At 73.2% G+C, this 24,083-nt stretch carries 20 protein-coding genes; 7 read left to right on the top strand and 13 right to left on the bottom strand.

Annotation, left to right across the window (positions count from 1 at the left end; genetic code table 11):
* Positions 1–72: 72 nt before the first annotated feature.
* Together ACWEFJ_RS33125 and ACWEFJ_RS33130 are read right to left on the bottom strand one after the other, a co-directional pair.
* A complete protein-coding gene (locus ACWEFJ_RS33125; RefSeq protein WP_378089482.1) occupies positions 73–264 on the bottom strand; it encodes a DUF397 domain-containing protein in 192 nt (63 codons plus the stop codon).
* Between the two features lie 6 nt (positions 265–270).
* Positions 271–1,131, bottom strand: a complete 861-nt coding sequence (locus ACWEFJ_RS33130; protein ID WP_378089484.1) for a helix-turn-helix domain-containing protein — start codon at positions 1,129–1,131, stop codon at positions 271–273.
* Positions 1,132–1,298: 167 nt separating this feature from the next.
* On the opposite strand from ACWEFJ_RS33130, the gene ACWEFJ_RS33135 reads away from it, so the two are divergent.
* On the top strand, positions 1,299–1,619 hold the full coding sequence (locus ACWEFJ_RS33135) for a hypothetical protein (protein ID WP_449716147.1): 321 nt from the start codon (positions 1,299–1,301) through the stop codon (positions 1,617–1,619).
* A gap of 438 nt (positions 1,620–2,057) precedes the next feature.
* On the opposite strand, the gene ACWEFJ_RS33140 is transcribed toward ACWEFJ_RS33135, so the two are convergent.
* The 3 genes from ACWEFJ_RS33140 to gndA form a co-directional block, all read right to left on the bottom strand.
* Positions 2,058–4,262: a SulP family inorganic anion transporter gene (locus tag ACWEFJ_RS33140; protein ID WP_378089487.1), complete on the bottom strand. Its 2,205-nt coding sequence runs from the start codon at positions 4,260–4,262 to the stop codon at positions 2,058–2,060.
* Between the two features lie 321 nt (positions 4,263–4,583).
* Complete coding sequence (locus tag ACWEFJ_RS33145) at positions 4,584–5,201, bottom strand: rhomboid-like protein (protein ID WP_449716148.1); 618 nt, start codon at positions 5,199–5,201, stop codon at positions 4,584–4,586.
* Between the two features lie 24 nt (positions 5,202–5,225).
* Positions 5,226–6,665 carry an NADP-dependent phosphogluconate dehydrogenase gene (gene gndA, locus ACWEFJ_RS33150; RefSeq protein WP_378089491.1) on the bottom strand — a complete coding sequence of 480 codons (1,440 nt, stop codon included), beginning with the start codon at positions 6,663–6,665 and terminating at the stop codon, positions 5,226–5,228.
* 119 nt (positions 6,666–6,784) lie between these two features.
* On the opposite strand from gndA, the gene ACWEFJ_RS33155 reads away from it, so the two are divergent.
* Positions 6,785–7,792 carry a LacI family DNA-binding transcriptional regulator gene (locus ACWEFJ_RS33155; protein WP_449716149.1) on the top strand — a complete coding sequence of 336 codons (1,008 nt, stop codon included), beginning with the start codon at positions 6,785–6,787 and terminating at the stop codon, positions 7,790–7,792.
* Between the two features lie 165 nt (positions 7,793–7,957).
* Positions 7,958–9,835 (top strand): ricin-type beta-trefoil lectin domain protein, encoded by a 1,878-nt coding sequence (locus ACWEFJ_RS33160; protein ID WP_378089495.1) that lies wholly within the window; start codon positions 7,958–7,960, stop codon positions 9,833–9,835.
* A gap of 101 nt (positions 9,836–9,936) precedes the next feature.
* On the opposite strand, the gene ACWEFJ_RS33165 is transcribed toward ACWEFJ_RS33160, so the two are convergent.
* Together ACWEFJ_RS33165 and ACWEFJ_RS33170 are read right to left on the bottom strand one after the other, a co-directional pair.
* Positions 9,937–11,733, bottom strand: a complete 1,797-nt coding sequence (locus tag ACWEFJ_RS33165; RefSeq protein ID WP_449716150.1) for a sigma-70 family RNA polymerase sigma factor — start codon at positions 11,731–11,733, stop codon at positions 9,937–9,939.
* A gap of 67 nt (positions 11,734–11,800) precedes the next feature.
* Positions 11,801–12,403: a LysE family translocator gene (locus ACWEFJ_RS33170; protein ID WP_449716151.1), complete on the bottom strand. Its 603-nt coding sequence runs from the start codon at positions 12,401–12,403 to the stop codon at positions 11,801–11,803.
* Positions 12,404–12,462: 59 nt separating this feature from the next.
* Between ACWEFJ_RS33170 and ACWEFJ_RS33175 the strand changes: the two genes are divergently transcribed.
* Both ACWEFJ_RS33175 and ACWEFJ_RS33180 read left to right on the top strand, forming a co-directional pair.
* Positions 12,463–12,969 carry an Lrp/AsnC family transcriptional regulator gene (locus tag ACWEFJ_RS33175; protein WP_449716152.1) on the top strand — a complete coding sequence of 169 codons (507 nt, stop codon included), beginning with the start codon at positions 12,463–12,465 and terminating at the stop codon, positions 12,967–12,969.
* 10 nt (positions 12,970–12,979) lie between these two features.
* Complete coding sequence (locus ACWEFJ_RS33180; protein ID WP_449716153.1) at positions 12,980–14,359, top strand: pyridoxal phosphate-dependent decarboxylase family protein; 1,380 nt, start codon at positions 12,980–12,982, stop codon at positions 14,357–14,359.
* Here the strand turns inward: ACWEFJ_RS33180 and ACWEFJ_RS33185 are convergent.
* From ACWEFJ_RS33185 to pyk, 3 genes are all read right to left on the bottom strand, one after another.
* Positions 14,356–14,889 (bottom strand): Uma2 family endonuclease, encoded by a 534-nt coding sequence (locus ACWEFJ_RS33185; protein ID WP_449716154.1) that lies wholly within the window; start codon positions 14,887–14,889, stop codon positions 14,356–14,358. The two genes, ACWEFJ_RS33180 and ACWEFJ_RS33185, sit on opposite strands and share 4 nt — an antisense overlap.
* A 79-nt stretch (positions 14,890–14,968) precedes the next feature.
* On the bottom strand, positions 14,969–15,892 hold the full coding sequence (tesB, locus tag ACWEFJ_RS33190) for an acyl-CoA thioesterase II (protein ID WP_449716155.1): 924 nt from the start codon (positions 15,890–15,892) through the stop codon (positions 14,969–14,971).
* An 8-nt stretch (positions 15,893–15,900) separates the two neighbouring features.
* The gene (pyk, locus tag ACWEFJ_RS33195; RefSeq protein WP_378089506.1) at positions 15,901–17,325 is read right to left on the bottom strand and encodes a pyruvate kinase; all 1,425 of its coding nucleotides are present in this window, start codon (positions 17,323–17,325) and stop codon (positions 15,901–15,903) included.
* An 82-nt stretch (positions 17,326–17,407) separates the two neighbouring features.
* Between pyk and ACWEFJ_RS33200 the strand changes: the two genes are divergently transcribed.
* On the top strand, positions 17,408–17,767 hold the full coding sequence (locus ACWEFJ_RS33200; protein WP_449716156.1) for a VanZ family protein: 360 nt from the start codon (positions 17,408–17,410) through the stop codon (positions 17,765–17,767).
* A gap of 314 nt (positions 17,768–18,081) precedes the next feature.
* Here ACWEFJ_RS33200 and ACWEFJ_RS33205 read toward each other — a convergent pair whose 3' ends face one another.
* On the bottom strand, positions 18,082–18,735 hold the full coding sequence (locus ACWEFJ_RS33205) for a DUF2461 domain-containing protein (protein ID WP_378089510.1): 654 nt from the start codon (positions 18,733–18,735) through the stop codon (positions 18,082–18,084).
* Between the two features lie 209 nt (positions 18,736–18,944).
* Between ACWEFJ_RS33205 and ACWEFJ_RS33210 the strand changes: the two genes are divergently transcribed.
* Entirely contained in the window at positions 18,945–20,897 is a 1,953-nt protein-coding gene (locus ACWEFJ_RS33210) for a helicase-associated domain-containing protein (RefSeq protein ID WP_449716157.1), read from the top strand.
* Positions 20,898–20,986: 89 nt separating this feature from the next.
* Here ACWEFJ_RS33210 and ACWEFJ_RS33215 read toward each other — a convergent pair whose 3' ends face one another.
* Together ACWEFJ_RS33215 and ACWEFJ_RS33220 are read right to left on the bottom strand one after the other, a co-directional pair.
* Positions 20,987–22,492: a glutamate synthase subunit beta gene (locus ACWEFJ_RS33215; protein WP_378089513.1), complete on the bottom strand. Its 1,506-nt coding sequence runs from the start codon at positions 22,490–22,492 to the stop codon at positions 20,987–20,989.
* Positions 22,485–24,083: GltB/FmdC/FwdC-like GXGXG domain-containing protein (locus ACWEFJ_RS33220; RefSeq protein WP_449716158.1), on the bottom strand; the 1,599-nt coding region annotated here is incomplete at its 5' end. The genes ACWEFJ_RS33220 and ACWEFJ_RS33215, both read right to left, overlap by 8 nt.

Genomic DNA, 24,083 nt, shown 5'->3' on the forward strand with positions numbered 1-24,083 from the left:
TGAACCCGCGCCGTCGGCTTTTCGGCGGCCGGGCAACGGCGGTTCTCCGCCGCCGAGCACCGAGGGGCGCGGTCAGCGCCGGTCGAATGCGCCGTTCTTCGCCGTGCCCAGGAAACGGGACCACTGCGCGAAACCGAAGCCCAACTCGCCGCCGGTTCGGTTCTTCGAATCACGCACCCCGACCGCGACCCGGTCGAGCGCGATCTCCACGCACTCCGGACCGCTCGCGGACGTCCGCGTGCTCGTGCGCCACTGGCGTTGCATGGCAGGTCACCTCGAATTCAGGCCCAGCTCGCGCGCGACCCGCCCGATCAGCGCGGACGAGGCGGCCGGGTCGAGCGATTCGGCGCTGAGCCGTGCGAACAGGTCGGAATACCGGGCGACGTCCGAGGGCTGTTCCACGTAGACGTCGCCGCGGGGGCTTTCGAGGTACACCACGGCCGGATCCGATTCCCCGGGAAAGGCCAGGATCACGAACGGGCCGTCCATCGCGGCGTGCGCGCCCGCCGCGAAAGAGGCCACCTGGAGGGTGATGTTCGGCCGCTTCCCGGCCTCGTGGAGCCGCCGCAACTGCTCGGCCATCACATCCCGCCCGCCGACCAGCCGCCGGATGGCCGCCTCGTCGACGACGACGTGCAGCCGCAGCGGGTCGTCCGCCAGCAGCAACGCCTGGCGCGCCTGCCGCAGCCGCACCCGCCGGTCCACCTCCGCGGGCGCGGCGGCCGGCAGCACGGCGCGGATCAGCGCCCTCGTGTACGCCTCGCTCTGGAGCAGACCGGGCACCATCAGCCCCTGGTAGCCGCGCACCGACTCGGCGTCCGCCTCGAACCCGACGTACCGGCCGGGCGCGATGTCGCCGAACTCGTCCCACCACGCCCGCCGCCGCGCGTCCCGCGCCAGCTGCACCAGCTCGTCCAGCGTGTCCCGGTCCGCGCCGTAGGCGGCGAGCATGTCGCGGACGTCGCGCGGGGTGACGCCGACGCGGCCCGTCTCGATGCGGCTGATCTTGGAGGCGGAGCACTCCAGCCGGGCGGCGACGTCCTCGATGGTGAGGTCGGCCGCCTCGCGCAGCCTGCGCAGCTCGCCGACCAGCCGACGCTTGCGCAGCGTCGGGCTGCTGCCCCGTGGCATCCGGACACCTCCGTCGACGGCCCCCGTCCACAGGGCCGCAGCCCAGTCTGTGGCCGGTGGCCTGCCGAGCAAAGGGAGGTCATCCATTCGTGTGTTGCAACTTGCAGAGCGCCGGACGCGGTCCCAGGCTGCGAGGCAGCACCCGCCCCAGGGAAGGAGCGCTGAAGGTGTCCACCACCGTCTTCAGCCAGCTCGACCGATCCCTCCACGAGCACCTGGCCGCGCTGGTCCGCCTGGCGGCGACCGGGGACGACGGGACGGCGGTCGAACTCGCCCGCCGCGAGCTGCCCCGCGTGGTCGCGGCGGTCAGGGCGCTGTTGGACGAGCACACCCCCGACGAGCACGGCCGCTGCCCGACGTGCCGCACCCGCCGGTGGAGCCGCCGCCTGCCCTCGCCGTGCCGGGCGTACCTCGCCGCCCAGCTGGCGCTGACCGTGACCGGCGACGAGCCGTCCGGCGAGCACCGCCACCTGCGCAGCGCCGGGTAGGCGACCGCCGACGACCCGCGCGACCGAGCACCCACCGGCGCACCCGACCCCACCGCCCGGACCCGAAGCGCCACCGACCCCGCCCCGACCGGGGCCGGTGCCGCGGTGAATGGCCGCCGCTCACGCCGACGGCGGCTCGGTCGCTGGGAAGTCGGCCTTCCGCGCCGATTTCCCGGCGACCGGACCACGCGGTCGCCGGGACGGACCACGGCCACCGAGACGCCCACCGACTCCAGGCCGACGGACCCGGCCACCGAGACCGGCCGGGCGCTCGACGCCCCCGGCTCCGGGCCGGACCACGCGGCCACCGAGACCGGTCCCGAGCGCTCGGACGCCCGCCCGCTCCAAGGCCGGACCACGCGATCGCCGAGACCCGCCCCGGGTGCTCGGACACCCACCGCCTCCGGGCCGGGCCACGCGGCCACCGGCCCGGGGTGCTCAGACGCGCACCGGCTCCAGGCCGTCGCGCTCGGGGTCGACCAGGTAGACCCGCGCGGCCGAGATGTCGAAGTACATGCCGACCAGCCGCAGCGAGCCCGCCGCGACGGCCTCCCGCACGCTCGGGTACGTCATCAGGTTGTCCAGCTGCTGCGCCACGTTGGCCACCGCCAGCCGCTCCACCACCGGCAGGTCGGACTCCGCCGCGTGGAACCGGATCAGGCTCGGCTCCACCGCCTTCAGCCACGCGTGCAGCTGCGAGCCGGGCCGGGTGGAACCGTGCACGACCGCCTTCATCGCGCCGCAGTCGGAGTGGCCGCACACGGCGATGGTCTCGACCGCCAGCCCCTCCACCGCGAACTCGATCGCCGCGCCGACGGAGTCGTCGCCGTCCACCGGCACCAGGTTGCCGATGTTGCGCACGCAGAACAGGTCGCCCGGCCCGCTCGTGGTGATGAGGTTGGGCACCACGCGGGAGTCGGCGCAGGTGATGAACAGCTGCCGCGGGCGCTGCCCCTGCGCGGCCAGCTCCGCCAGGAACGGGCGCACCAGCGGCGCGGTGGTGCGCTCGAACTCGCGCATGCCCTGCATCATCGGGTCGGCGTCCGCGCGCGGCCGGGGCAGGGTGACGGTGCGGTGGCGCTGCCAGTGCGACCACGGCGCGAACCACCGCGGCAGCGGCGACAGCGGTGTCTTGCGCAGCGCGGGGATGCCGCGGGTGGCCTTGCTGAACCAGGTGTCGTGCACCTCGTCCACCTCGACGTGGCCGCCCAGCCGCTCGTACCCGACGCGCCAGTCGTCGATCGCCTCGAACGCGCCGTGGTCGAGGAAGTCGATGTGCAGCTCCAGCACCACGCGCTGGCCCAGCGGGATCGCGCGCAACCCGCGCACCAGCCGCCCGACGCCGAGGAACACCAGCGAGCCGCGGATGACCACGCGCCAGCCGTCCGGCTCCTGGTCGATGCGCACCGAGGACCGGCTCAGCCGGTACAGCGACCGCAGCGCCGCCGCCGCGACGCCCAGCAGGACCCCCTCCAGCAGGCCGAGCGCCACCACGCCCAGCGCGGTGACCGCGTACGCGGAGAACTCCCCGTGCCGCCACAGCGCGCGCATCCGGCGCACGCTCACCAGCCGCGCGCCCACCACCAGCAGCACGCCGGCCAGCGCGGCCAGCGGGATCAGCTCCAGCACCGAGCCGAGCGCGAGCACGAACACCGCGATCCACACGCCGTGCAGCACGGTCGACGCGCGGGTGCGCGCGCCCGCGGCCACGTTGGTGGAGCTGCGGACGATCACGCCGGTGACCGGCATGCCGCCCAGCGCGCCCGCGACCGCGTTGGCCGTACCCTGGGCGATCAGCTCGCGGTCGAGGTCGGCGCGCGGCCCGTCGTGCAGCTTGTCGACGGCGACCGCGGACAGCATCGACTCGACGCTGGCCACCACCGCCACGGTCAGCACCGCGAACACCACCGCGCCGAAGCTGCCCGACGGCATCTGCGGCAGCACCACCTGCGAGAACGGGTCGTCGGGCAGGTCCACCCTGGCCACGTCGAAGCCCATCGTGGCCAGCGTCGCCACCAGCACCGCCACCAGCGGCGCGGGCACCACGGAGGCGCGCGGCACGCGCGGCCACAGCACCAGCGCGAGCACGGCGAGCAGGCCGACCAGCAGCGCCGACCACCGCACGTCGGTGGTGACCAGCTTGCCGAGGTTGTCGAAGACCGAGGTGGCGGCCGTGCCGCCGAGGACGACGGCGAGCTGGCCGATCGCGATGCTCACGCCGATGCCGGCGAGCATGCCGTGCACCACGGCGGGCGACAGGGACAGCGCGATCCGGCCGAGCCGGCTCAGGCCGAACACGACCTGCACGGCGCCCGCGGCGAGGGTGATGCCCGCGGTGGCGGCCCAGCCGAACTCGGCGATGACGCTCGCGGTGATCACGACCATGCCCGCGGCGGGACCGCTGACCTGCAACGGCGCGCCGGACAGCGCGCCCGCGACGACGCCGCCGACGACGGCGGAGATCAGCCCGGCCATGAGCGGCGCGCCGGTCGCGGCGGCGATGCCCAGGGAGAGCGGCACGGCGATCAGGAACACCACGACGGACGCGGGCAGGTCGTGGCGCAGCACGGTGGCCAAGCCGCCCGGTGGGCCGGCCGTGGTGTGCTCGCCGGCGTGGGACTTGTTGGGGCGCGGCCGGTTCATGGCGCGGTCCTCTCGGGAGGGTAGGGGGCAACGCCCCGCGGGCGCGCGGGGTGTCGTCGGGGAGCGCGACGCCTACGACCGGGCTAAGGGCGGCAGCGGGTGCGGCCAGGAGGCGTAGGGTCCGGCGAATCGGAACCCGGCCCCGGCGCGGTGGTGAGGGGTAGCCACGGTGGCACCTCCGTGTCGGCACAGGGGACGTGTCGGCACAGCCCGCGTCGCACAGGTCGCGTCCACTCCATGATGACGAGGAACCGGGCGAACTGACAGCCGATCCACCCGGTCGTGTTGATCAGGAGTGCGTCGTCACCGCTGGTGACGGAGCTACCGGCCGACGGCCGCGTCGGCGCGGCGCACCGCGAACGCGCCCGCGCCGAGTCCGATGAGGACGGCCGCGACCTGGCCGACGACCGGGAACTCGGGCACCGCGCCGTACCACTCGGCGCCCGCCAGCGGGAACGCCACGAGCAGCGCCGGCCACGGCACGCGCACCACCACTGGTCCCAACACGGTGATGGCGCCGGCCGCGGTGAACGCCACGTAACCGACGCCGACGTCCACCACGTCGGTCAGGTCGGTCCGATAAACACCCGAAGAGATGACGGCGGCCGTCACGAGCGTCGCGCCGACGTGGCCCGCGACGGCCACCGCCGCCGCGCGCCACGGCCCGACCTCGCGCTCCAGCACGCCCAGGCACACCGCCACGCCGACCACGGCCAGCGCGGTCGGCACCAGGCCGTCGCCCTCCGGGTCGAGCACGAAAGCGCTGCCCAGCAGGGCGTTGACGGGGTGGTGGGCGAGGTTCGCGGCGTTGGTGCTCAACGACTCCCGCACCTGCGCCGACACCCCGTCGGCGAACACGAACCGCATCAGCAGCGCGAGCCCCGCCACGGCCGACAGGTAGCCGGCCGTGACGGGGTGACGCCGGAACCGATCACGCACGCGGCCATGATCGGGCCGGTGGTCTCAGGCGTCCACTTGGGACCTGTCACCCGACCAGAGGGTGTGGAAGCTGCCCTCGCGGTCGGTGCGGCGGTAGGTGTGCGCGCCGAAGAAGTCGCGCAGCCCCTGGATCAGCGACGCGGGCAGCCGCTCGGACCGCAGCCCGTCGTAGTACGCCAGCGCGGACACGAAACCGGGCGCCGGCACGCCGGAGGTCACCGCCTTCACCACGACCCGCCGCCACGCCGCCTCGGCCGAGCGGACGGCGTCGCGGAAGTAGTCGTCCACGAGCAGCGAGGCCAGCTCCGGGTCCTTGTCGTACGCCTCGCGGATGCGGTCGAGGAACCGTGCCCGGATGATGCAGCCGCCGCGCCAGATCGTGGCCATCGCGCCCAGGTCGAGGTCCCAGCCGTACTCGGCGCTCGCCGCGCGCATCTGGTCGAAGCCCTGCGCGTACGCCACGACCTTGGACGCGTACAGCGCCTGCCGCACGTCCTCCACCAGCGAGTCCGCCGTGCCGCCGACGATCTCGGCCGGCCCGAACGCCTGCCGCACGGCCTGCCGCTGCGCCGCCCGACCGGACAGCGACCGCGCGAACACCGCCTCGGCGATGCCGGTCACCGGCACGCCCAGCTCCAGCGCCTCCTGCACGGTCCAGCGGCCGGTGCCCTTCTGCTCCGCCTCGTCCGCGATCACGTCCACCAGCGCGGCGCCGGTCTCGGCGTCGGTGTGGCCGAGCACCTCGGCGGTAATCTCCACCAGGTAGGACTCCAGGTCGCCGGTGTTCCAGCCGCGGAACACCTCGGCGACCTCGGCGGGGGCCAGGCCGCCGACCCGGTGCAGCAGGTCGTACGCCTCGGCGATGAGCTGCATGTCGGCGTACTCGATGCCGTTGTGCACCATCTTCACGAAGTGCCCGGCGCCGTCCGGCCCCACGTGGACGCAGCACGGCACGCCGTCGACCTTGGCCGCGATGTCCTCCAGCACCGGGCCGAGGTGCCGGTAGGACTCCGCCGAGCCGCCCGGCATGATCGACGGGCCGTTGAGCGCGCCCTCCTCGCCGCCGGAGATGCCGGCGCCGACGAAGTGCAGCCCGGCCTCCTTCAGCGCGGCCTCGCGGCGGCGGGTGTCGGCGTAGTGGGCGTTGCCGCCGTCGATCACCATGTCGCCGGGCTCCAGCAGGGGCGCCAGCTCGTCGATGACGGCGTCGGTGGGCGCGCCCGCCTTGACCATGATGATGATCTGGCGCGGCGTCTGGAGGCTCGCGACCAGTTCTTCCAGCGTCTCGGCCGGCACGAAGTCGCCTTCGTGGCCGTGGTCGGCGATCAGCGCTTTGGTGCGGGCGTGGCTGCGGTTGTGCACGGCGACGCGGTAGCCGTGCCGGGCGAGGTTGCGCGCCAGGTTGCTGCCCATGACGGCGAGCCCGGTGACGGCGATCCGCGCGGGTGCCTCGGAGGTGGTCATCTGCACAGCGTGCCGAAATCCGCGCCCGCGCGCACCTGTCCGACACCCCTGATCATGGAATGCCACGACCGGCCGTGCGCCCTGTAACATCCTGAAACAACGACGGGACGGGGGCGCGGATGGCCAGGGCGACGGTGCGGGACGTGGCACGGGCGACCGGGCTGTCCATCGCCACCGTGTCACGGGTGCTCAACGGCCAGGCCAACGTCGCCGAGCACACCCGCGAGCTGGTGCTGCGGACCGTGGCCGGGCTGGGCGCGGAGGCGCCGCGGGCGCGGGCGGCGAAGCCCGCCGGTTCGGTCTACGTGCGCTGCCCGTACCTGCTCACCGACTACTTCGGGCTCATCGTGTCCAGCGTCGCCGAGACGTTGGCGCTGCACGGGCGACAGGTCGTGCTGAGCGCGGGCGTGTCGGCGCAGCGCGCGTCGGTGCTGCCGGGCCTGGCGACCCGGTCGGACGTGGCCGGGGCGATCCTGATCCTGCCGCCGGAGCCCGCCGCGGAGCTGGTCCGGCTGCGGGACCGCCGCTTCCCGTTCGTGGTGGTCGACCCGCGCACCGAGCTGCCGCGCGACGTGGCGTCGGTGTCGGCGGCGCACTTCGCGGGCGCGCGCCGGCTGATGGCGCACCTGGTCGAGCTGGGGCACCGGCGGATCGGGATCGTCGGCGGCCCCCGCGACTGGCAGGCGAGCGACGGCCGGCTCGCCGGGTACGCGGCGGCGTTGTCCGACGTGGGCGTGCTGCCGTCGGCGGAGCTGCTGCGGCACGTGGACGAGCCGACCGAGGAGACCGGCCACCGGGCCGCGCGCGAGCTGCTGGGGCTCGCGGACCGGCCGACGGCGCTGGTCGCGTTCAACGACAAGATGGCGGTGGGCGCGTTGCGGGCGGCCGGCGAGCTGGGGCTGGACGTGCCGGGCGACGTGTCGGTGGCGGGGTTCGACGACCTGGACCTCAGCCGCGCCACCCGGCCGGGGCTGACCACGGTGCGGCAGCCGTTGCAGGAGATGGGCCGGATGGCCGTGACCCTGCTGACGCGGTTGCTCGACCGGCACGAGCTGGAGGCGCTGCACGTGGAGCTGGCCACGGAACTGGTGGTCAGGGCCTCGACCGGCCCCGCGCCGCGACCCTGACGACCGCGGCTTTTCACGGTAATTACCGGACTCCCGGCGCGACCTTGACACGGTGTTCGGCAGGCTTGTTTCCTCTTCCGTGCGGACAAGTTCCACAGATGTTCCAGTTTGTTACAGGCCGCCGAGGACCCTGCCTGATCCACAACGTCGTGAAAGGAGTCCGGGGTGCCCTCTTCCCACCGTCGGGCTTTCATCAGCGCCGGCACCGCGTTGATCACCGTCGCCGCCGCCCTCGCCGCCTCGCAACCCGCGGCCGCGGCCGGCGAGGCGGTCAACGTCTACCTGACCACCACCTCCGACAGCGGCGGGCGCGTGGTCACGCGCGGCCTCCAGCAGCAGTCGCCGATCGCGTTCGGCTCCAACGGGGGCAGCGCGACCCACACCATCACGGTGAACGAGGGCACCACCTACCAGCAGTTCGAGGGTGGCGGCGCGTCGATCACCGACACCACGGCGTACCTGCTGCGCGGCGGTCCCGTCTCGGCCGCCACGCGGGACGCCGTCATGCGCAGGCTGTTCCACCCGGTCGACGGGATCGGCCTGTCGTTCGTGCGCAACCCGATCGGCGCGTCCGACCTGTCGCGGCCGGGCAACGTCTCGCTCGACGACACCTGCTGCGACCTCAACGACTGGGGCGCGAACGGCTACGACACCAACGTGCGGCTGCTGACGCAGCAGGCCAAGCAGCTCAACCCGCAGCTGCGGGTCAAGGGCGTGCCGTGGAGCGCGCCGGGCTGGATGAAGGACAACGGCCGCATGGACCAGATGGGCTGGCTCAAGTGGGAGTACGCCCCCATGTACGCCCAGTACTTCGTCAAGTACGTGCAGAGCTACCAGGCGGCGGGCATCCCGGTCGACTACGTGTCGGTGCAGAACGAGCCCAACTGCTGCCAGGCGTCCAACCCGACCGCGATGAACTACCCCGGCATGAGCTGGAACCCGTCCGGCCTGGTCGAGTTCACCAAGAACAACCTGTACCCGGCGTTCCGCGCGGCGGGCATCACCACCAAGGTGCTGGTGCACGACTGGAACTACGGCGACTACGCCAACTTCGGCTCCGGCGTGCTCAACGACGCGGGCGTGCGCAACGACCCGCTGTTCGGCGGCATCGCGTGGCACGGCTACTTCGGCGACCCCGCCGTCGGCACGCAGGTGCGCAACCAGTACCCGAACGTGAAGCAGTTCAGCACCGAGCACTCCGGCGGCACGTGGATCGCCAACCAGCACAACGAGGACATGGCCGACATCGTCAACTACGCCCGCAACTGGAGCTCCAGCCTGGTCAAGTGGAGCCTCGCGCTCAACCAGGACATGGGGCCCCACAACGGCGGCTGCGGCACGTGCACCGGCCTGATCACCGTGCAGGAGGGCGGCTCCCGGGCCGGCCAGGTCGACTACACCATCGAGTACTACACGACCGGTCACCTGACGAAGTTCGTCAAGCCGGGCGCGTACCGGATCGACTCGACGGCCAACGGCACGGTGCAGAACGTGGCCTACCGCAACCCGGACGGCTCCAAGGCCCTGATCGCGCACAACGGCGGCACGTCGGCGCAGTCGATCCGGGTCAACTGGGGCAACCAGTCGTTCACCTACACCCTGCCCGCCCGCACCTCGGCGACGTTCACCTGGCAGGGCACGCCCGGTTCCGGCAACCCCGGTGGCGGCGGCGCGATCACCGGCCTGGCCGGGAAGTGCATCGACGTCGCGGGCGCGAGCAGCGCGGACGGCGCCGCCGTGCAGCTCTACACGTGCAACGGCACCGCGGCGCAGCAGTGGTCGCGGCCGGGTGACGGCACGGTGCGCGCGCTGGGCAAGTGCCTCGACATCAAGGACCGGGGCACCGCCGACGGCACGCAGTTGCAGCTGTGGAGCTGCGCGGGCGGCGCGAACCAGCAGTGGACCTACACCTCGGGCCGCGACCTGGTGAACCCGGCGACCGGCAAGTGCGTGGACGTCACCGGCAACAACAGCGCGGACGGCACCAGGCTCCAGATCTGGACGTGCACGGGCGCGGCGAACCAGAAGTGGACCGTCGCCTGACCGACCCCGCCACGTCGCGCACCCGGCCCGCCGCTGCTCGACCAACGGCGGGCCGGTACCGCGGAGCGCCCGTCGCCGCACGACCGGCGACGGGCGCTCGCCTAACCGGTGGTGGCGCGGTACGCCTCGCCCGCCCGGTTCGGCGTTCCCCCGGGCAGGTACAACCCCGTGCCCGGCTTGTCGGCGGGGAGCGCGAACCACGCGTAGCGCTCCACGTGCGCCAGACCTTCCAACATCCGCGACGACGCCCCGGCGAAGTCCGCCAGCTCCTGCGCGTTCGGGTACCGCACGCCGCCGCCCGAGAAGTCGATCAACGAGAACTCGGTCAGCCAGATCGGCAGGCCGTACCGCGCGTGCACCGCGTCCAGGTAGCTCTTCAGGTGCCCGACCGCCGCCGGCCCGAAGTCCGAGCCGTACCAGTGCAGCGCGATGAAGTCGACCCGCAACCCCCGCTCCCGCGCACCGGCCAGGAAGCGGTCGAGCCAGCCGCCCGCCTGGTCACCGCTGTGCGCCACCGCCGGGCTGCCCAACCGCATCCCCGTCGCCTGCAACCGCGGCCACAGGTCCAGCGCCTGCTCCACGCTCATGTTCGACTGCTCGGCGAGGTCCGGTTCGTTGAAGCCCAGCAGCGTCGTGCCCTGGCCCCGCACCGCCGCGAGGTTCTCCGGCGTCACGGTCTTCGCGCCCCAGATCATCGGCACGTACTCGACCCCGGCGGGCGGCCGCACGTCCTGCGGCGTGGTCGCCCAGTTGTAGAACCACCCCGCGCCGACGTCCGACAGCGCCTGCGTCACGCCGTCGAAGTGCCAGGTGGCGACCCCCTTCTTCAGCGATTTCGCCACCGGCTGGACGACCGGAGCGGCCGGCGGGGTCGTGACCGGAACGGTCGCGGGGGCCGTCGTGGTCGTGGTGGTGGGAACCGTCGTGCTCGTGGGCACCGCGGTCGACGGGGCCCGCGTCGTCGTGACCGTCACCGGGGCGGCCGCCGGCACCGGGGCCCGGCCGACGGGCAGCAGCACGACCGCGCCCGCCACCGCCGCGACGACCGCCGCCGCGACCAGCGGCTTCGTCGCGGCGTGCGCCCAGACCTCCCGCACGCCGAACCCCTTCTCCGCCACCGCGACCAGGGGCTTGGCCGAGGCCAGGTCGAACCCGGCGGGCAGCGGCACGAGCGGGATCCGGGTCAGCAGGCCGTCCACGGCGGCGAGGTCGTCGAACCCGCGCACGCACCGGGCGCACTCCCGCGCGTGCCGCACGATCCGCTTGCGCCACAACGCACCGGGCCGCCCGTCCCAGCCCGCGAGCACCGCGGCCAGGTCACCGCAACGGGGTCCGGCGAGCACGCGCACGACCACCCGCGCGCCTTCGAGCTGCGCCTTCATCCGCTGCACCCGCACGGCAGCGTGCTGCGGGGTGAGGTCGAGCGCCTCCGCCAGCTCGGCGCGGGTGATCCGGCCGACCTGCTCCATCCACCACAGCGACAGCAGCTCGCGCTCGTCGTCGCCGATCCACCGCGTGGCCGCGACGACCTCCCGGCGCTGACCGGTGAGCCGCAACCGCGTGATGGCGAGGTCGGCGAAGTCCGCGCCCGGGTCGGCGAGGTCGGCCGGTTCCGCGTCGGCCAGCGGCGGCCGGCCGCGGTGGTGGTCGCGGACCTGGTTCATCGCGATGGCCAGCAACCACGACCGGAACGCCTCGGGTCGGCGGAGCCCCGCCAGCCCGTTGAGCGCGCGGAGCATGGTCTCCTGCACCACGTCGTCGGTGTCCGGGTGGCCGGACAGCGCGTGGCCGACCACGTTGTAGACCAGCGGCAGGTAGGCCGCCACCAGCGCGTCCAACGCGCCGGGCTCGCCCCGCTGCGCGGCGGTCACCGCCGCGACGTCCCCTGGTGTGCGCATACCGCTCCCCTCGGCCGAGTCGGGCTTACCCACCGGAGACGATCGGACGGCCACACGATAACGAGAATCAGGCGGCGAGCACGGAAGCCGCCATGCCGATCAACGCGGCGCCGCACAGCCGCTCGAACACCGGCCGGACCCGGGGCCGCGCGAGCAGCGCCGCGAGCCGCCCCGCCAACGGCACCACCACGGCCCAGAAGCACGCGAAGACGCCCACCGCCACCGCCGACAGCAGCGCGGCCTGCGGCAGCGGCGGCGCGGCCGGGTCCATGGCCTGCGGGACGAGGCTGAGGAACAGCAGCATCACCTTGGGGTTGAGCAGGTCGCACAGCACGCCGCGCAGGAACAGCGACCGGCCCGACTTGGCCGCGCCGGCGACCGGTCCGCCCGCCCGCGCCGCCCGCAACGTCGTCACGCCCAGGTACGCCAGGTACAGCGCGCCCACCGCCTTGACCGCCAGCAACGCCGCCGGGGCCGCCGCGACCAGCGCGGACAACCCGGCGGTGGCCAGCGCGGCGTGCACCAGCAGCCCGGTCACCACGCCCGCGGCGGTCACCGCGCCGTACCGCACGCCGCGCACCGCGTTGCCGGTGACCAGCACGAAGTCCGGGCCGGGCACGACGGTGATGACGACCAGGGCGAGCAGGAAGGAGGTCCAGGCGATGTGCACGGCGGCATCCTCGGCCACGAGTTCGGGTGCGTGCCACCGGACGACTACCGTGTTCGGTTGTGAGCGAGACAGCCGAACTGGATTCGGTCGACTGGCTGATCCTGGAGGCGTTGCAGAACGACGCGACGCTGCCCAACCGGAGCCTGGCCGAGCGGGTCGGCATCGCGCCGTCGACGTGCCTGCACCGCGTCCGTCGGCTGCGTGAACTGGGCGTGATCACGGGGTTCCACGCGGTGGTCGACCCCCGCACCACGGGCCTGCCGCTGGAGGCCGTCGTGTCCGTCAACGTCCGCCCGCACACCAGGCCGGTGGTGGCCGCGTTCCGGCGGTTCGTGATGGCGCAGCCGGAGACCCGGTCGTTGTTCCACGTCAGCGGCCAGGCGGACTTCCTCGTGCACATCGCCGTGGCGGACAGCACCCACCTCCAGGCGTTCCTGATGGACAAGATCGCCTCGCGCGCGGAGGTGCGGAACCTGACCAGCTCGGTGGTGCTGGAGCGGGTCGAGACCCGCGCGCTCACACCGCCCGACGACCGGCGCCCCATCCACCGCAGGCGGCGCGTATAGATTGCCGCGCATGGACCCAGACGAGTTCCGCCGGATCGGCCACGAGGTGATCGACTGGATCGCCGACTACCGCTCGCGCGTCGAGGGCCTCCCCGTCAGGTCGCCGGTCGAGCCGGGTTGGGTCCGGTCACAGCTCGCCGGGCTGCCCGAGCGGGGCGAGGGGTTCGACGGCCTGCTCGCCGACCTCGACCGGGTCGTGCTGCCCGGCACCACGCACTGGCAGCATCCGGGGTTCTTCGCCTACTTCCCGGCCAACGCGTCCCTGCCGTCGGTGCTGGGCGACCTGCTCTCGTCGGGCCTGGGCGTGCAGGGCATGCTGTGGTCCACCTCGCCCGCCGCGACCGAGGTCGAGCAGCACCTGATGGACGAGCTGGTCGGGGCGATGGGCCTGCCGTCGTCGTTCGTGGGCGGCGGCGTCATCCAGGACACCGCGTCGTCGGCGGCGCTGGTCGCCACGCTCGCCGCCCTGCATCGCGCGTCGGGCGGCAAGTGGCGGCAGTCCGGGGTGGACGGCGCCGAGACGGTGTACGTGTCCTCGCAGACCCACTCGTCCCTCGAACGGGCCGCGCGCATGGCCGGGCTCGGGGAGCACGCCGTGCGCGCCATCGGGGTGGACTCCCGCCTCGCCCTGCGCGTGGACGAGCTGGCCTCGCACATCCGGGCCGACGTCGAGGCCGGGCGGCGGCCGGTCATGGTGTGCGCGACCGTCGGCACGACCGGCACGGGCGCGGTGGACCCGGTCCGCGAGATCGCCGCGCTGTGCGCCGAGCACGGCATCTGGCTGCACGTGGACGCCGCCTGGGCCGGCCCCGCCGCCCTGTGCCCGGAGTTCCGCGGCCTGTTCGACGGCGTGGAGCTGGCCGACTCGTTCACCGCGAACGCGCACAAGTGGATGCTGACCGCGTTCGACCTGTCCCTGTTCTGGACGGCCCACCCGGACGTGCTGGTGGACGCCCTCACCATCCTCCCGGAGTACCTGCGCAACACGGCGACCGAGTCGGGCGCGGTCACCGACTACCGCGACTGGCAGATCCCCCTGGGCCGCCGCTTCCGGGCGTTGAAGCTGTGGTCGGTGCTGCGCTGGTACGGCCTGGAAGGGGTGCGGGAGCACCTGCGCGGCCACGTGGAGCTGGCCACGCTGCTCGAATCGTGGGTCGAGGCGTCCGACGACTGGGAGCTGGTCGTCCCGCGCTCGCTGTCCCTGGTCACCCTCGCCCACCGCGACGGCGACGCCGCCACCCGCGCCGCGATGGACCGCGTCAACGCCGAGGGCAGCGCCTTCGTCACCCACACCGTCGTGCACGGCCGGTTCGCGATCCGCGTCGCGATCGGCGCGGAAGCCACCCGCGAGCACCACGTCCGAGCGCTGTGGGACGCGCTGAACGCTTAGCGGCTGAGCAGCGCCTCAAGATCGAAGGCGACCGGGAAGGGGCTCGGCACCTCGACCTTCCCGGTACCGCCGGCCACGCGCTCGTAGTAGCCGTCGACCAGCGTGAAGGCGGTGAGCGTCACCGGGTCGTCGATTTCCACGAGCCAGTAGTGCGGGATACCGACCTCGGCGTACTCGATCGGCTTGAGCACGCGGTCCATGCGCTTCGTCCCCGGCGACACGATCTCGATCGCCAGCAGGACGTCGTCGGGATCGACGCGCTTCGGGTACTCCAAGGCGCGCTCGGTCGGGATGACGATCATGTCCGGCGCACGCATCGTGAGCGGGGGGACCGGGTTGATGACGACATCCACCTCGGGCACCGCCACCACCTCGCGGGGTAGCTGGTCATCGAGCCAGGTGCCCAACCGCTTCGCGGCCAGTTGGTGCTTGAGTGCCGGTTTCGGCGACACGAGCAAGGCTCCTTCGACCAGCTCGACGTGGTGCAACTCGTCTTCCGGCAGCGCGTCCCACTCCTCCAGCGTGAGCAAGTGGTCAGGCCAGGGCATTGCGCTCATCGCGACCCACCTCCCGTGACGCGCTCCGTCGTCGCACAACGTAGCCGATCGATTACAGGACCCGGAGCAGGCCCTCCTGCACCACGGTAGCCACCAGTTGCCCGTCGTGGCTGTAGAAGCGGCCCGTCGCGAGGCCGCGCGCCCCCGACGCCGACGGCGACGCGCAGTCGTAGAGGAACCACTCGTCGGCCCGGAACCGGCGGTGGAACCACATCGCGTGGTCCAGGCTCGCGCCGAGCACCTTGTCCGTGCCCCAGTACACGCCGTGCCGGACCAGGACCGAGTCCAGCAACGTCATGTCCGACGCGTAGGCCAGCACGCACACGTGCAGCAGGTCGTCGTCGGGCAGCTTGCCGTCCGCCCTCATCCACACCTGGCTGCGCGCCTCGCCCGGCCCGTCCTCGCGGGCCCGCCACGGCGGCTCGGTCACGTACCGGATGTCGATCGGCCGGGGCAGCCGGGCCATGCCGACCTTCTCCAGGTACCCGGCCGCGGACTCGGCGTAGGTGGGCAGCGAGGTCGGCGGCGGCACGGACGGCATCGGCTCCTGGTGGTCCAAGCCCGGCTCGTCGAGCTGGAACGACGCCGACAGGGTGAAGATCGCCTTGCCGTGCTGGATGGCCACCACGCGACGGGTGGTGAAGGACCGCCCGTCACGCACGCGGTCCACCTCGTACACGATCGGGACGCTCGGGTCACCGCCGCGGATGAAGTACGAGTGCAGCGAGTGCACCCGGCGCTCGGGCGGGACGGTGCGGCCGGCCGCGACCAGGGCCTGACCCGCGACCTGCCCGCCGAACACCCGGACGGGTGATTCGGCGGGCGACACACCGCGGAAGATGTCCTCCTCGATGCGCTCCAGGTCGAGCAGCGCGACGAGGCGGTCGAGCACGGGCTGCCCGTGCGGCACGCCGTCGGGGTCCAGCGGAACGTCCGAGAACTCGGCGGTCGCCGCGGCGCGGGCAGCCTCGGTCACGTCATCTCCTAAGCGTGGTCGTCCTCCCCCAGGCGGTGCACCCGGATGAGGTTCGTGGAGCCGATCGTGCCGGGCGGCGAGCCCGCCACGACCACCACGAGGTCGCCCGGCTGGTACCGGCCGATGTCGATCATCGACATGTCCACCTGGCGGACCATCTCATCGGTCGAGTCCACCTTAGGCACCAGGAACGTCTCGGTGCCCCAGGTGAGAGAAAGCTGACTGCGCACGCTGGGCTCCGGCGTGAAGGCCAGCAGCGGCAGCGGCGTGTGCAGGCGGGCCAGCCGCCGGACGGTGTCACCGGACTGGGTGAACGCGACCAGCGCCTTCGCGTTGAGCCGCTCCCCGATGTCCCGCGCCGCGTACGAGATCACGCCGCGCTTGGTGCGCGGGACGTGGGTCAGCGGCGGGACCACGGTGGACTCGGTCTCCACGGCCTCGATGATGCGGCCCATGGTCTTGACCGACTCGATGGCGTAGCGGCCGACCGACGTCTCGCCGGAGAGCATCAACGCGTCCGCGCCGTCGAGCACGGCGTTGGCGACGTCCGAGGTCTCGGCGCGGGTCGGCCGGGAGTTGGTGATCATCGAGTCGAGCATCTGGGTCGCCACGATGACCGGCTTGGCGTTCTCGCGGGCGATCTGGATGGCCCTCTTCTGCACCAGCGGCACGTGCTCCAGGGGCAACTCGACGCCCAGGTCGCCGCGGGCGACCATGACGCCGTCGAAGGCGAGGACGATCGCCTCGAGGTTGTCCACCGCCTCCGGCTTCTCGATCTTGGCGATGACCGGCTTGCGCCCGTGGCCGACGCGGTCCATCACCTGGTGGACCAGGTCGATGTCCGCGGGCGAGCGCACGAACGACAGGGCGATGAAGTCCACGCCCAGGTTGAGGGCGAACTCCAGGTCCTCGATGTCCTTCTCGGACAGCGCGGGCACGGACACGTCCATGCCGGGCAGCGAGAGGCCCTTGTTGTTGCTGACGGGGCCGCCCTCGGTCACCTCGCAGACCACGTCCGGCCCGTCGACCTCGGTGACCGTGAGGCCCACCTTGCCGTCGTCCACCAGCAGCCGGTCGCCGACCTTGGCGTCCTGCGCGAGCTGCTTGTAGGTCGTGGAGACCCGGTCGTGGGTGCCCTCGACGTCCTCGACGGTCACCCGGACGATGTCACCGGTGCGCCACTCGACGGGCCCGTGGGCGAACCGGCCGAGGCGGATCTTCGGTCCCTGCAGGTCGGCCAGGATGCCCACCGCGCGGCCCGAGGCGTCGGCCGCCGAGCGGACCAGGTCGTAGACCTGCTTGTGATCTGCATGGCTGCCGTGGCTGAAGTTCATCCGGGCCACGTCCATGCCGGCCGCTACCAGCTCGTTGACCTTGTCCTCGGTCGCGGTGGCAGGACCAAGCGTACAGACGATCTTCGCGCGTCGACTCACGTCTCAGCAGCGTAGTCCCTGTCACTGGACCGATCAGGATGTACCGGGGGGTAATCTCCGCGAAACAGGCAGAATCTGCCCGGTGGGAGTCAGAATCCTTCCGTTCGTGGTCGCGGCGTTGCTGAGCGTCATCGTCCTGTTCACCCCCGCGTCAGGTGTCCCCTCCGCCCCACCGGGCACCGACAAGGTGGTGCACTTCCTGCTGTTCGCCCTGCTCACAGCCACCGGCCACTACGCCGGACTGCCGCTCAACCGCCTCGCCGCGGGCCTGGCCGGTTACGCCGCGGTCTCGGAAGTGTTGCAGTGGCTCATCACCGCCCTGGGCCGCAGCGGCGACCTCCTCGACGCCCTGGTCGACCTCGCCGGCATCGCCCTCGCCTACCTCATCGCCCGCAGGACCACCCGCCGACCAACCACCCGACCCCAGCACCCCGACCACTGAGCCGAGCCGCCACCGGCTGCCACCACCAGTGCTCGGGACACTTCCCGACACGAGGGTTCCGTGTCATCCCGCCGACCTGGCGCAGCCCTACCGCGCGTGTCAAGGGGGCACTCCCGGCCCTACCCGCACCTGACGCTGGAACCGCCCCCTTGACACGTGCGGTAGCCCTCGTGGAGGTCGGCGGGATGACACGAAACCCGACCCACGCCGGTACAGGGGCTTGACCACAAAACCCCGTCATCCTGCTGATCTGCCCGTCCGGCGAGGACTCTTTCAATCTCTTGATCTTCTGACCTTCGACCCTCAACCCCACCTCACCGGAACCCGACCTCGCTCAACCCCACGTGATCCGCGCACCAGTCCACGAGCGGCGTCACCTCGCGCCACCCCTTCCGCACCCGCTCCAAGCACCCGGGCTCGTGCAGCACGTCGTCCGGCGGCCACACCTTCGCCACGTACACCCGCTTGTGCTTGAGCAACTCGATCCGCGGGTGCTCCGGATCAACCCCCCGCGGCGCGCGCTTCAGCTTGTCGCCCCGCAACTCCCAGCCGCCCTTGACGAGCTTCGCGAGCACCTTCTCCAACGCCCGCCCGCGCACCTCGTCCGCCACCGACTCCCGGTACCGTGCGAGCTGGTCGGACGCCATCGCGAACGACCCGCCGGCCACGAACAGACCTTCGGTCCCGATCTGCACGTAGTGCGCGCCACCGCCCCGACCGAGTTCCACCACACCGCCGCAGTGGTTCTTGTACGGCGTCTTGTCCTTGCTGAACCGCACGTCGCGATAGGGCCGGAAGACCTTCCCCCGCCCGAACTCCGGCTCCAGCGCGGCGAGCAGGGCCTCCATCGGCGCGCGGACGTCCCGCTGGTAGACGTGCTTGTGGTCGTCCCAGTACGCCTTCGAGTTGTCGGCGACGAGCCCGTCGTAGAAGTCGATGGCGTGCTCGCCGAAGCCGCTGAATTCCACGACGCCCAGCTTACTTTCGCGCCCTCACCCCCACCTCCACGCGATCCCACCTCAACCCGCGCCCACGTCAACCCGTTCCCCCGCCTCCACCCGATCGCCGACTCCCCCTGTTCCGCACCCACCTCCCTGCGTTCGTCCATTCGTGGCACATTGGAACGCCCTATCGCAACGCATCACCGCGCCGTCACGTTCTGTGCATAATCGGCCGGGTGGGTAGGAAATCGGCGCTGGCCGGGTGGCTGCGCGAGCTGGACGCGGAGGACATCCGGGACATCCTGGCGCTGCGCAAGGACGCCGCCGACCGCCGCCCCCACTCCCTGCGGGCGTTGGCGGACGAGCTGACCACGACGGCCTCGCTGCGGGCCGCGGTCGACGGCCTCGACCAGGCGTGCCGGGACGTGCTGGACACCGTGGTGCGGCTCGGCGACGAGGCCCGGGTGGACGTCCTCGCGGAACGGTTGCGGTGCCACGGGAAGGCGTCGCGGGCCGAGCTGAAGCGGACCCTGGGGCGGTTGCGGGCCACCGCGCTGGTGTGGCCGGCGAACGGGCGGCTGGTCAGCTCGCCGGGCCTGCGGCCGCTGGAGGAGGAGCCGCCGCGCCGCATCACGCCCGCGCCCCGCGCGCCGCGCCGGGTGCCGCAGCACCGGGGTTTCGCCGACCGGGCCGCGACCACGGCCGCGACGTCCACTGTGGACGGCGTGACCCGCCTGGTGGACCTGTGCGACGTGGAACAGGTGGCGTGCCGCACCGGCGTCGGGCTGCGCGAGCTGCGGCGGCTGGCGGGCGTGCTGCGGGCCGACGAGGCGCGGGCGCGGTTGTGGGTCGGGTTGGCGGTGGAGGCGCGCCTGCTCGCCGTGGACGACGGCAGGCTGGTGCCGACCACCCGGGCGGACGCGTGGCGCGCCTCGGCCCCCGCGGACCGGCTGACGGACCTGGCGCGCGCGTGGCCGCGCATGACGTGGGCGCCGGGGAAGCTGCGGCCCGCACCGGCCGAACCGTCCTCGTCGGACGGGGGCGAGCGGACCAGGCGCGGCCTGCTGGAGCGGTACGCGCTGCTGGGCGAGGACGAGGCGTACGAGCACCGGCACGAGGTCGTGGCGGACCTGGCGTGGACGCGGCCCGCCGCGCACGGTCGGGCGGACACCGAGGCGGCGTTGGCGGAGGCCGAGTCCGTGGGGCTGGTGGCGCTGGGCTCGGCGACCGCCCTGGGGCGCGCGGTGCGGGACGGCCGGGTGGCGGAGGTGGCGTGCCGGTTCGTGCCGCCCGCCGCGACGACGGCCCACCTGCGGCCGGACCTGACCGCCGCGGTGGCCGGGTTGCCGTCGCGCGAGCTGAGCGAGGTGCTGGACCTGGTCGCCGACGGCACGGCGGGCGGGTGGCGGTTCACCGGGGCGAGCGTGCGGCGGGCGTTGGACGCGGGGCACGAGCCGGACGCGGTGCTGGCGCGGTTGGCGGAGGTGGCCGAGCACGGCGTGCCGGCGACGTTGGAGCACCTGGTGCGGGAGGTGGCCCGGCAGCACGGGCGGATCACCGTGACCGCGGTGGCGTGCTGCGTGCGGGCCGAGGACCCGGTGCTGCTGAACGAGATCGCCGCGCACCGGTCGCTGGCGCAACTGTCGTTGCAGCCGCTGGGTCCGACCGTGCTGGCGTCGGCGAAGCCGGCCGAGGAGACGCTGGCGCTGCTGCGGGCCGCGGGCTACGCGCCGACCACGTCGGCGGCGGACGGCTCGTCCGTGCTGGAACGCGTCCCGCGCCGCCGGGTGGAGCCGCCCCCGCCGCGGGGCGCGACCGGCGGCCGGCCGCTGCCGTTGAGCGAGCACGAGCTGGGCCGGCTCGCGACGGCGCTGGTGGAGCGGGAACGGCCGCGGCCGAAGTTCGTGCTGCCGCCGGCCTCGTCGCAACGGGTGGGCGCGGCGCGGCTGCTGCGGGACCAGTCGCTGGTGCTGCGCGACTCGGAGGTCGTGCTGCTGGCCGACGCGCTGGTCAGCCGGACGTCGGTGGAGATCGCCGTGGCGAACGGCCCGCGCAGCACCGTGCGGCACGTGATCACCCCGGTGGACCACGCCGCGGGCAACCTGAAGGCGAACTGCGCCCCGCGCGGCGAGCACCGCGAGTTCCCGGTCAGCCGCATCCGCTCCGTCCGCGCGGTGACCGGGGTCTGACCCCCACGACCGGCCCGACCGAAAAGGCCGCCCCGACGTCGTTGTCGGGGCGGCCGGGCATCCAGCGAACAGCGGTCCTCAGGGGGCGGTCACACCACCGCGAGCGGCAGCATGGTGGGGATCACCGGGGACGGCAGGTCGGACGAGCCGGTGAGGTACCGGTCCACCGCGTTGGCCACCGACCGGCCCTCCGCGATCGCCCACACGACCAGCGACGCACCCCGGTGCGCGTCACCGCAGACGAACACGCCGGGCGCCTGCGTCTGCCAGTCCGAGCCGCACGAGATGGTGCCGCGCGGGGTGAGCCGGAGCCCGAGCCCGTCCAGCAGCGGCATGTGCTCGACGCCCTCGAAGCCGATGGCCAGCAGCACCAGGTCCGCCGGCAGCACCTCGACCTCCTCCGACGTCGGCACGACCTGCCGCCGCCCGGAGGCGTCCTTCTCCACCCGCACCTTGCGCAGCTGGATCTGCCGCACGTGCCCGGACTCGTCGCCGAGGAACTTCTCCACCGCGACCGCGAACTTCCGCTCGCCCGCCTCCTCGTGCGCGGGGTAGGTGCGCAGGATCCACGGCCACACCGGCCACGGCGACCGCTCGTCGTCCCGGGTGGACGGCGGCATCGGGTACTGGTCGAGCTGCAGCACGGACGCCGCGCCCTGCCGCGAGGCGGTGCCGTAGCAGTCCGCGCCGGTGTCGCCGCCGCCGATGATCACGACGTGCTTGCCGGCCGCGTCGATCGCGGGCGGGCCGTCGCCCTCGCACGCCCGGTTCGCCGGCACCAGGTGCTCCATGGCGAGGTGGATGCCCCGCAGGTCGCGGCCGGGCGTCGTGGTGTCGTCGCGACCGCGCAGCGCGCCCACCGCGAGCACCACCGCGTCGAACCGCGAGCGCAGGTCCTCCACCGTCAGGTCCACGCCGACCTCGCAGCCGGTGACGAACTTCGTGCCCTCCTTGCGGAGCTGCGCGAGCCGCCGGTCGAGGACCTTCTTCTCCATCTTGAACTCGGGGATGCCGTAGCGGAGCAGCCCGCCGAGCCGGTCGTCCCGCTCGAACACGGTCACCTCGTGCCCGGCGCGGGTGAGCTGCTGGGCCGCCGCCAGCCCGGCCGGGCCGGAGCCGACGACCGCCACCTTGCGGCCCGACGACACCTGGGCCTGCGTGGGCGTCACGAGCCCCTGCTCCCAGGACACGTCGGCGATGGCCTGCTCGACCCGCTTGATCGCGACCGGGCCGCCCGCGTCGTGGCTGATCGACAGCACGCACGCGGCCTCGCACGGCGCGGGGCACAGCCGGCCGGTGAACTCGGGGAAGTTGTTCGTCGCGTGCAGCCGGTCCGACGCGGTCTCCCAGTCGCCCCGGCGCACCAGGTCGTTCCACTCGGGGATCAGGTTGCCCAGCGGGCACCCGGCCGACCCGGAGTGGCAGAACGGGATGCCGCAGTCCATGCACCGCGTGGCCTGCGTGCGCACCTCCGCCTCCCGCTGCTCGGCGGGGACGTCGAGGTACACCTCGTTCCAGTCGTTGAGCCGCTCGGCCGCGGGCCGCTTCTTCGCGTCGGCGCGCGAGTGCTTGAGGAAACCGTACGGGTCAGCCACGGGAAGCCTCCATGATCGCCTGGTCGACGTCCCTGCCCTCCGCGCGGGCGAGCCTCATCGCTTCGAGCACGCGCTGGTAGTCGCCGGGCATGACCTTGGTGAACGACGCGGAACGCCGGGGCCAGTCGCCGAGCAGCGACGCGGCCACCGCCGAACCGGTGAGCTGGTGGTGGCGCTCGACGACCTCGCGCAGCCAGCGCAGGTCGTCCGCGCCGGGCCGCTGGAGCTCGACCATGGCGGTGTTGACCGCCGCCGGGTCGAGGTCGAGCACGTACGCGATGCCGCCGGACATGCCCGCGGCGAGGTTGCGGCCGGTCGGCCCGAGCACCACGGCCCGGCCGCCGGTCATGTACTCGAACGCGTGGTCGCCGACGCCCTCGGCCACGGCCAGCGCGCCCGAGTTGCGCACGCAGAACCGCTCGCCGACCCGCCCGCGCAGGAAGATCTCGCCGGACGTGGCGCCGTAGCCGATCACGTTGCCCGCGATGACCTGCCGCTCGGCCGCGAACGGCGCGTCGGGGTGCGGGCGGACGATGATCCGGCCGCCGGACAGGCCCTTGCCGACGTAGTCGTTGGCGTCGCCGATCATCTCCAGCGTGATGCCGCGCGGGATGAACGCGCCCAGCGACTGGCCGGCCGAGCCGGTGAACGTCACGTGGATCGTGTCGTCGGGCAGGCCGTCGCCGCCGAACCGCCGCGTGACCTCCGCGCCGAGCAGCGTGCCGACGGTGCGGTTGACGTTGCGCAGCGGCAGTTCCAGCCGCACCGGGCGGGCGTCGTTGAGCGCCGCGTCGGCGAGCTGGAGCAGCGTGCGGTCCAGCGCCTGCGCCAGGCCGTGGTCCTGCTCGCGGACCTTGCGCCTGGCCGTGCGGTACGGCGTCTCGGGCACCTCGAACACCGGGGTCAGGTCGAGCCCGGCCGCCTTCCAGTGCTCGATCGCCTCGTCGGTCTTGAGCAGCTCGGCGTGGCCGACGGCCTCGTCGATGGTGCGGAAGCCCAGCGACGCCAGCAGCTCCCGCACCTCCTGCGCCACGAAGTGGAAGAAGTTCACCACGTGGTCGACCTGGCCGGTGAAGCGCTTGCGCAGCTCCGGGTTCTGGGTGGCGATGCCGACCGGGCAGGTGTCCAGGTGGCAGACGCGCATCATGATGCAGCCCTGGACGATCAGCGGCGCGGTCGCGAAGCCGAACTCCTCCGCGCCCAGCAGCGCGGCCACCACCACGTCCCGGCCGGTGCGCATCGCGCCGTCGACCTGCACGGTGATGCGGTCCCGCAAACCGTTGAGCAGCAACGTCTGCTGGGTCTCGGCGAGGCCGACCTCCCACGGCGTGCCCGCGTGCTTGAGCGAGTTGAGCGGCGACGCGCCGGTGCCGCCGTCGTGGCCGGAGATCAGCACCACGTCCGCGTGCGCCTTCGCCACGCCCGCCGCGACCGTGCCGACGCCGACCTCGCTGACCAGCTTCACGTGCACGCGGGCCTGCTCGTTGGCGTTCTTCAGGTCGTGGATGCCCCAGCGCGTACCGCACGGTCGCGCCGCCCCCGCCGCGCGGTCGCAGAGCCAGCGCGCGCGGCGTGCCCACGGACACGATCG

This window comes from Actinosynnema sp. NPDC004786 (assembly GCF_053601135.1).

Excerpts from the sequence above, each read along its gene's own strand:
- ACWEFJ_RS33125 (WP_378089482.1), bottom strand. The coding sequence starts at position 264 with ATGCAACGCCAGTGGCGCACGAGCACGCGGACGTCCGCGAGCGGTCCG.
- ACWEFJ_RS33130 (WP_378089484.1), bottom strand. The coding sequence starts at position 1,131 with ATGCCACGGGGCAGCAGCCCGACGCTGCGCAAGCGTCGGCTGGTCGGC.
- ACWEFJ_RS33140 (WP_378089487.1), bottom strand. The coding sequence starts at position 4,262 with ATGAACCGGCCGCGCCCCAACAAGTCCCACGCCGGCGAGCACACCACG.
- gndA (WP_378089491.1), bottom strand. The coding sequence starts at position 6,665 with ATGACCACCTCCGAGGCACCCGCGCGGATCGCCGTCACCGGGCTCGCC.
- ACWEFJ_RS33155 (WP_449716149.1), top strand. The coding sequence starts at position 6,785 with ATGGCCAGGGCGACGGTGCGGGACGTGGCACGGGCGACCGGGCTGTCC.
- ACWEFJ_RS33165 (WP_449716150.1), bottom strand. The coding sequence starts at position 11,733 with ATGCGCACACCAGGGGACGTCGCGGCGGTGACCGCCGCGCAGCGGGGC.
- ACWEFJ_RS33180 (WP_449716153.1), top strand. The coding sequence starts at position 12,980 with ATGGACCCAGACGAGTTCCGCCGGATCGGCCACGAGGTGATCGACTGG.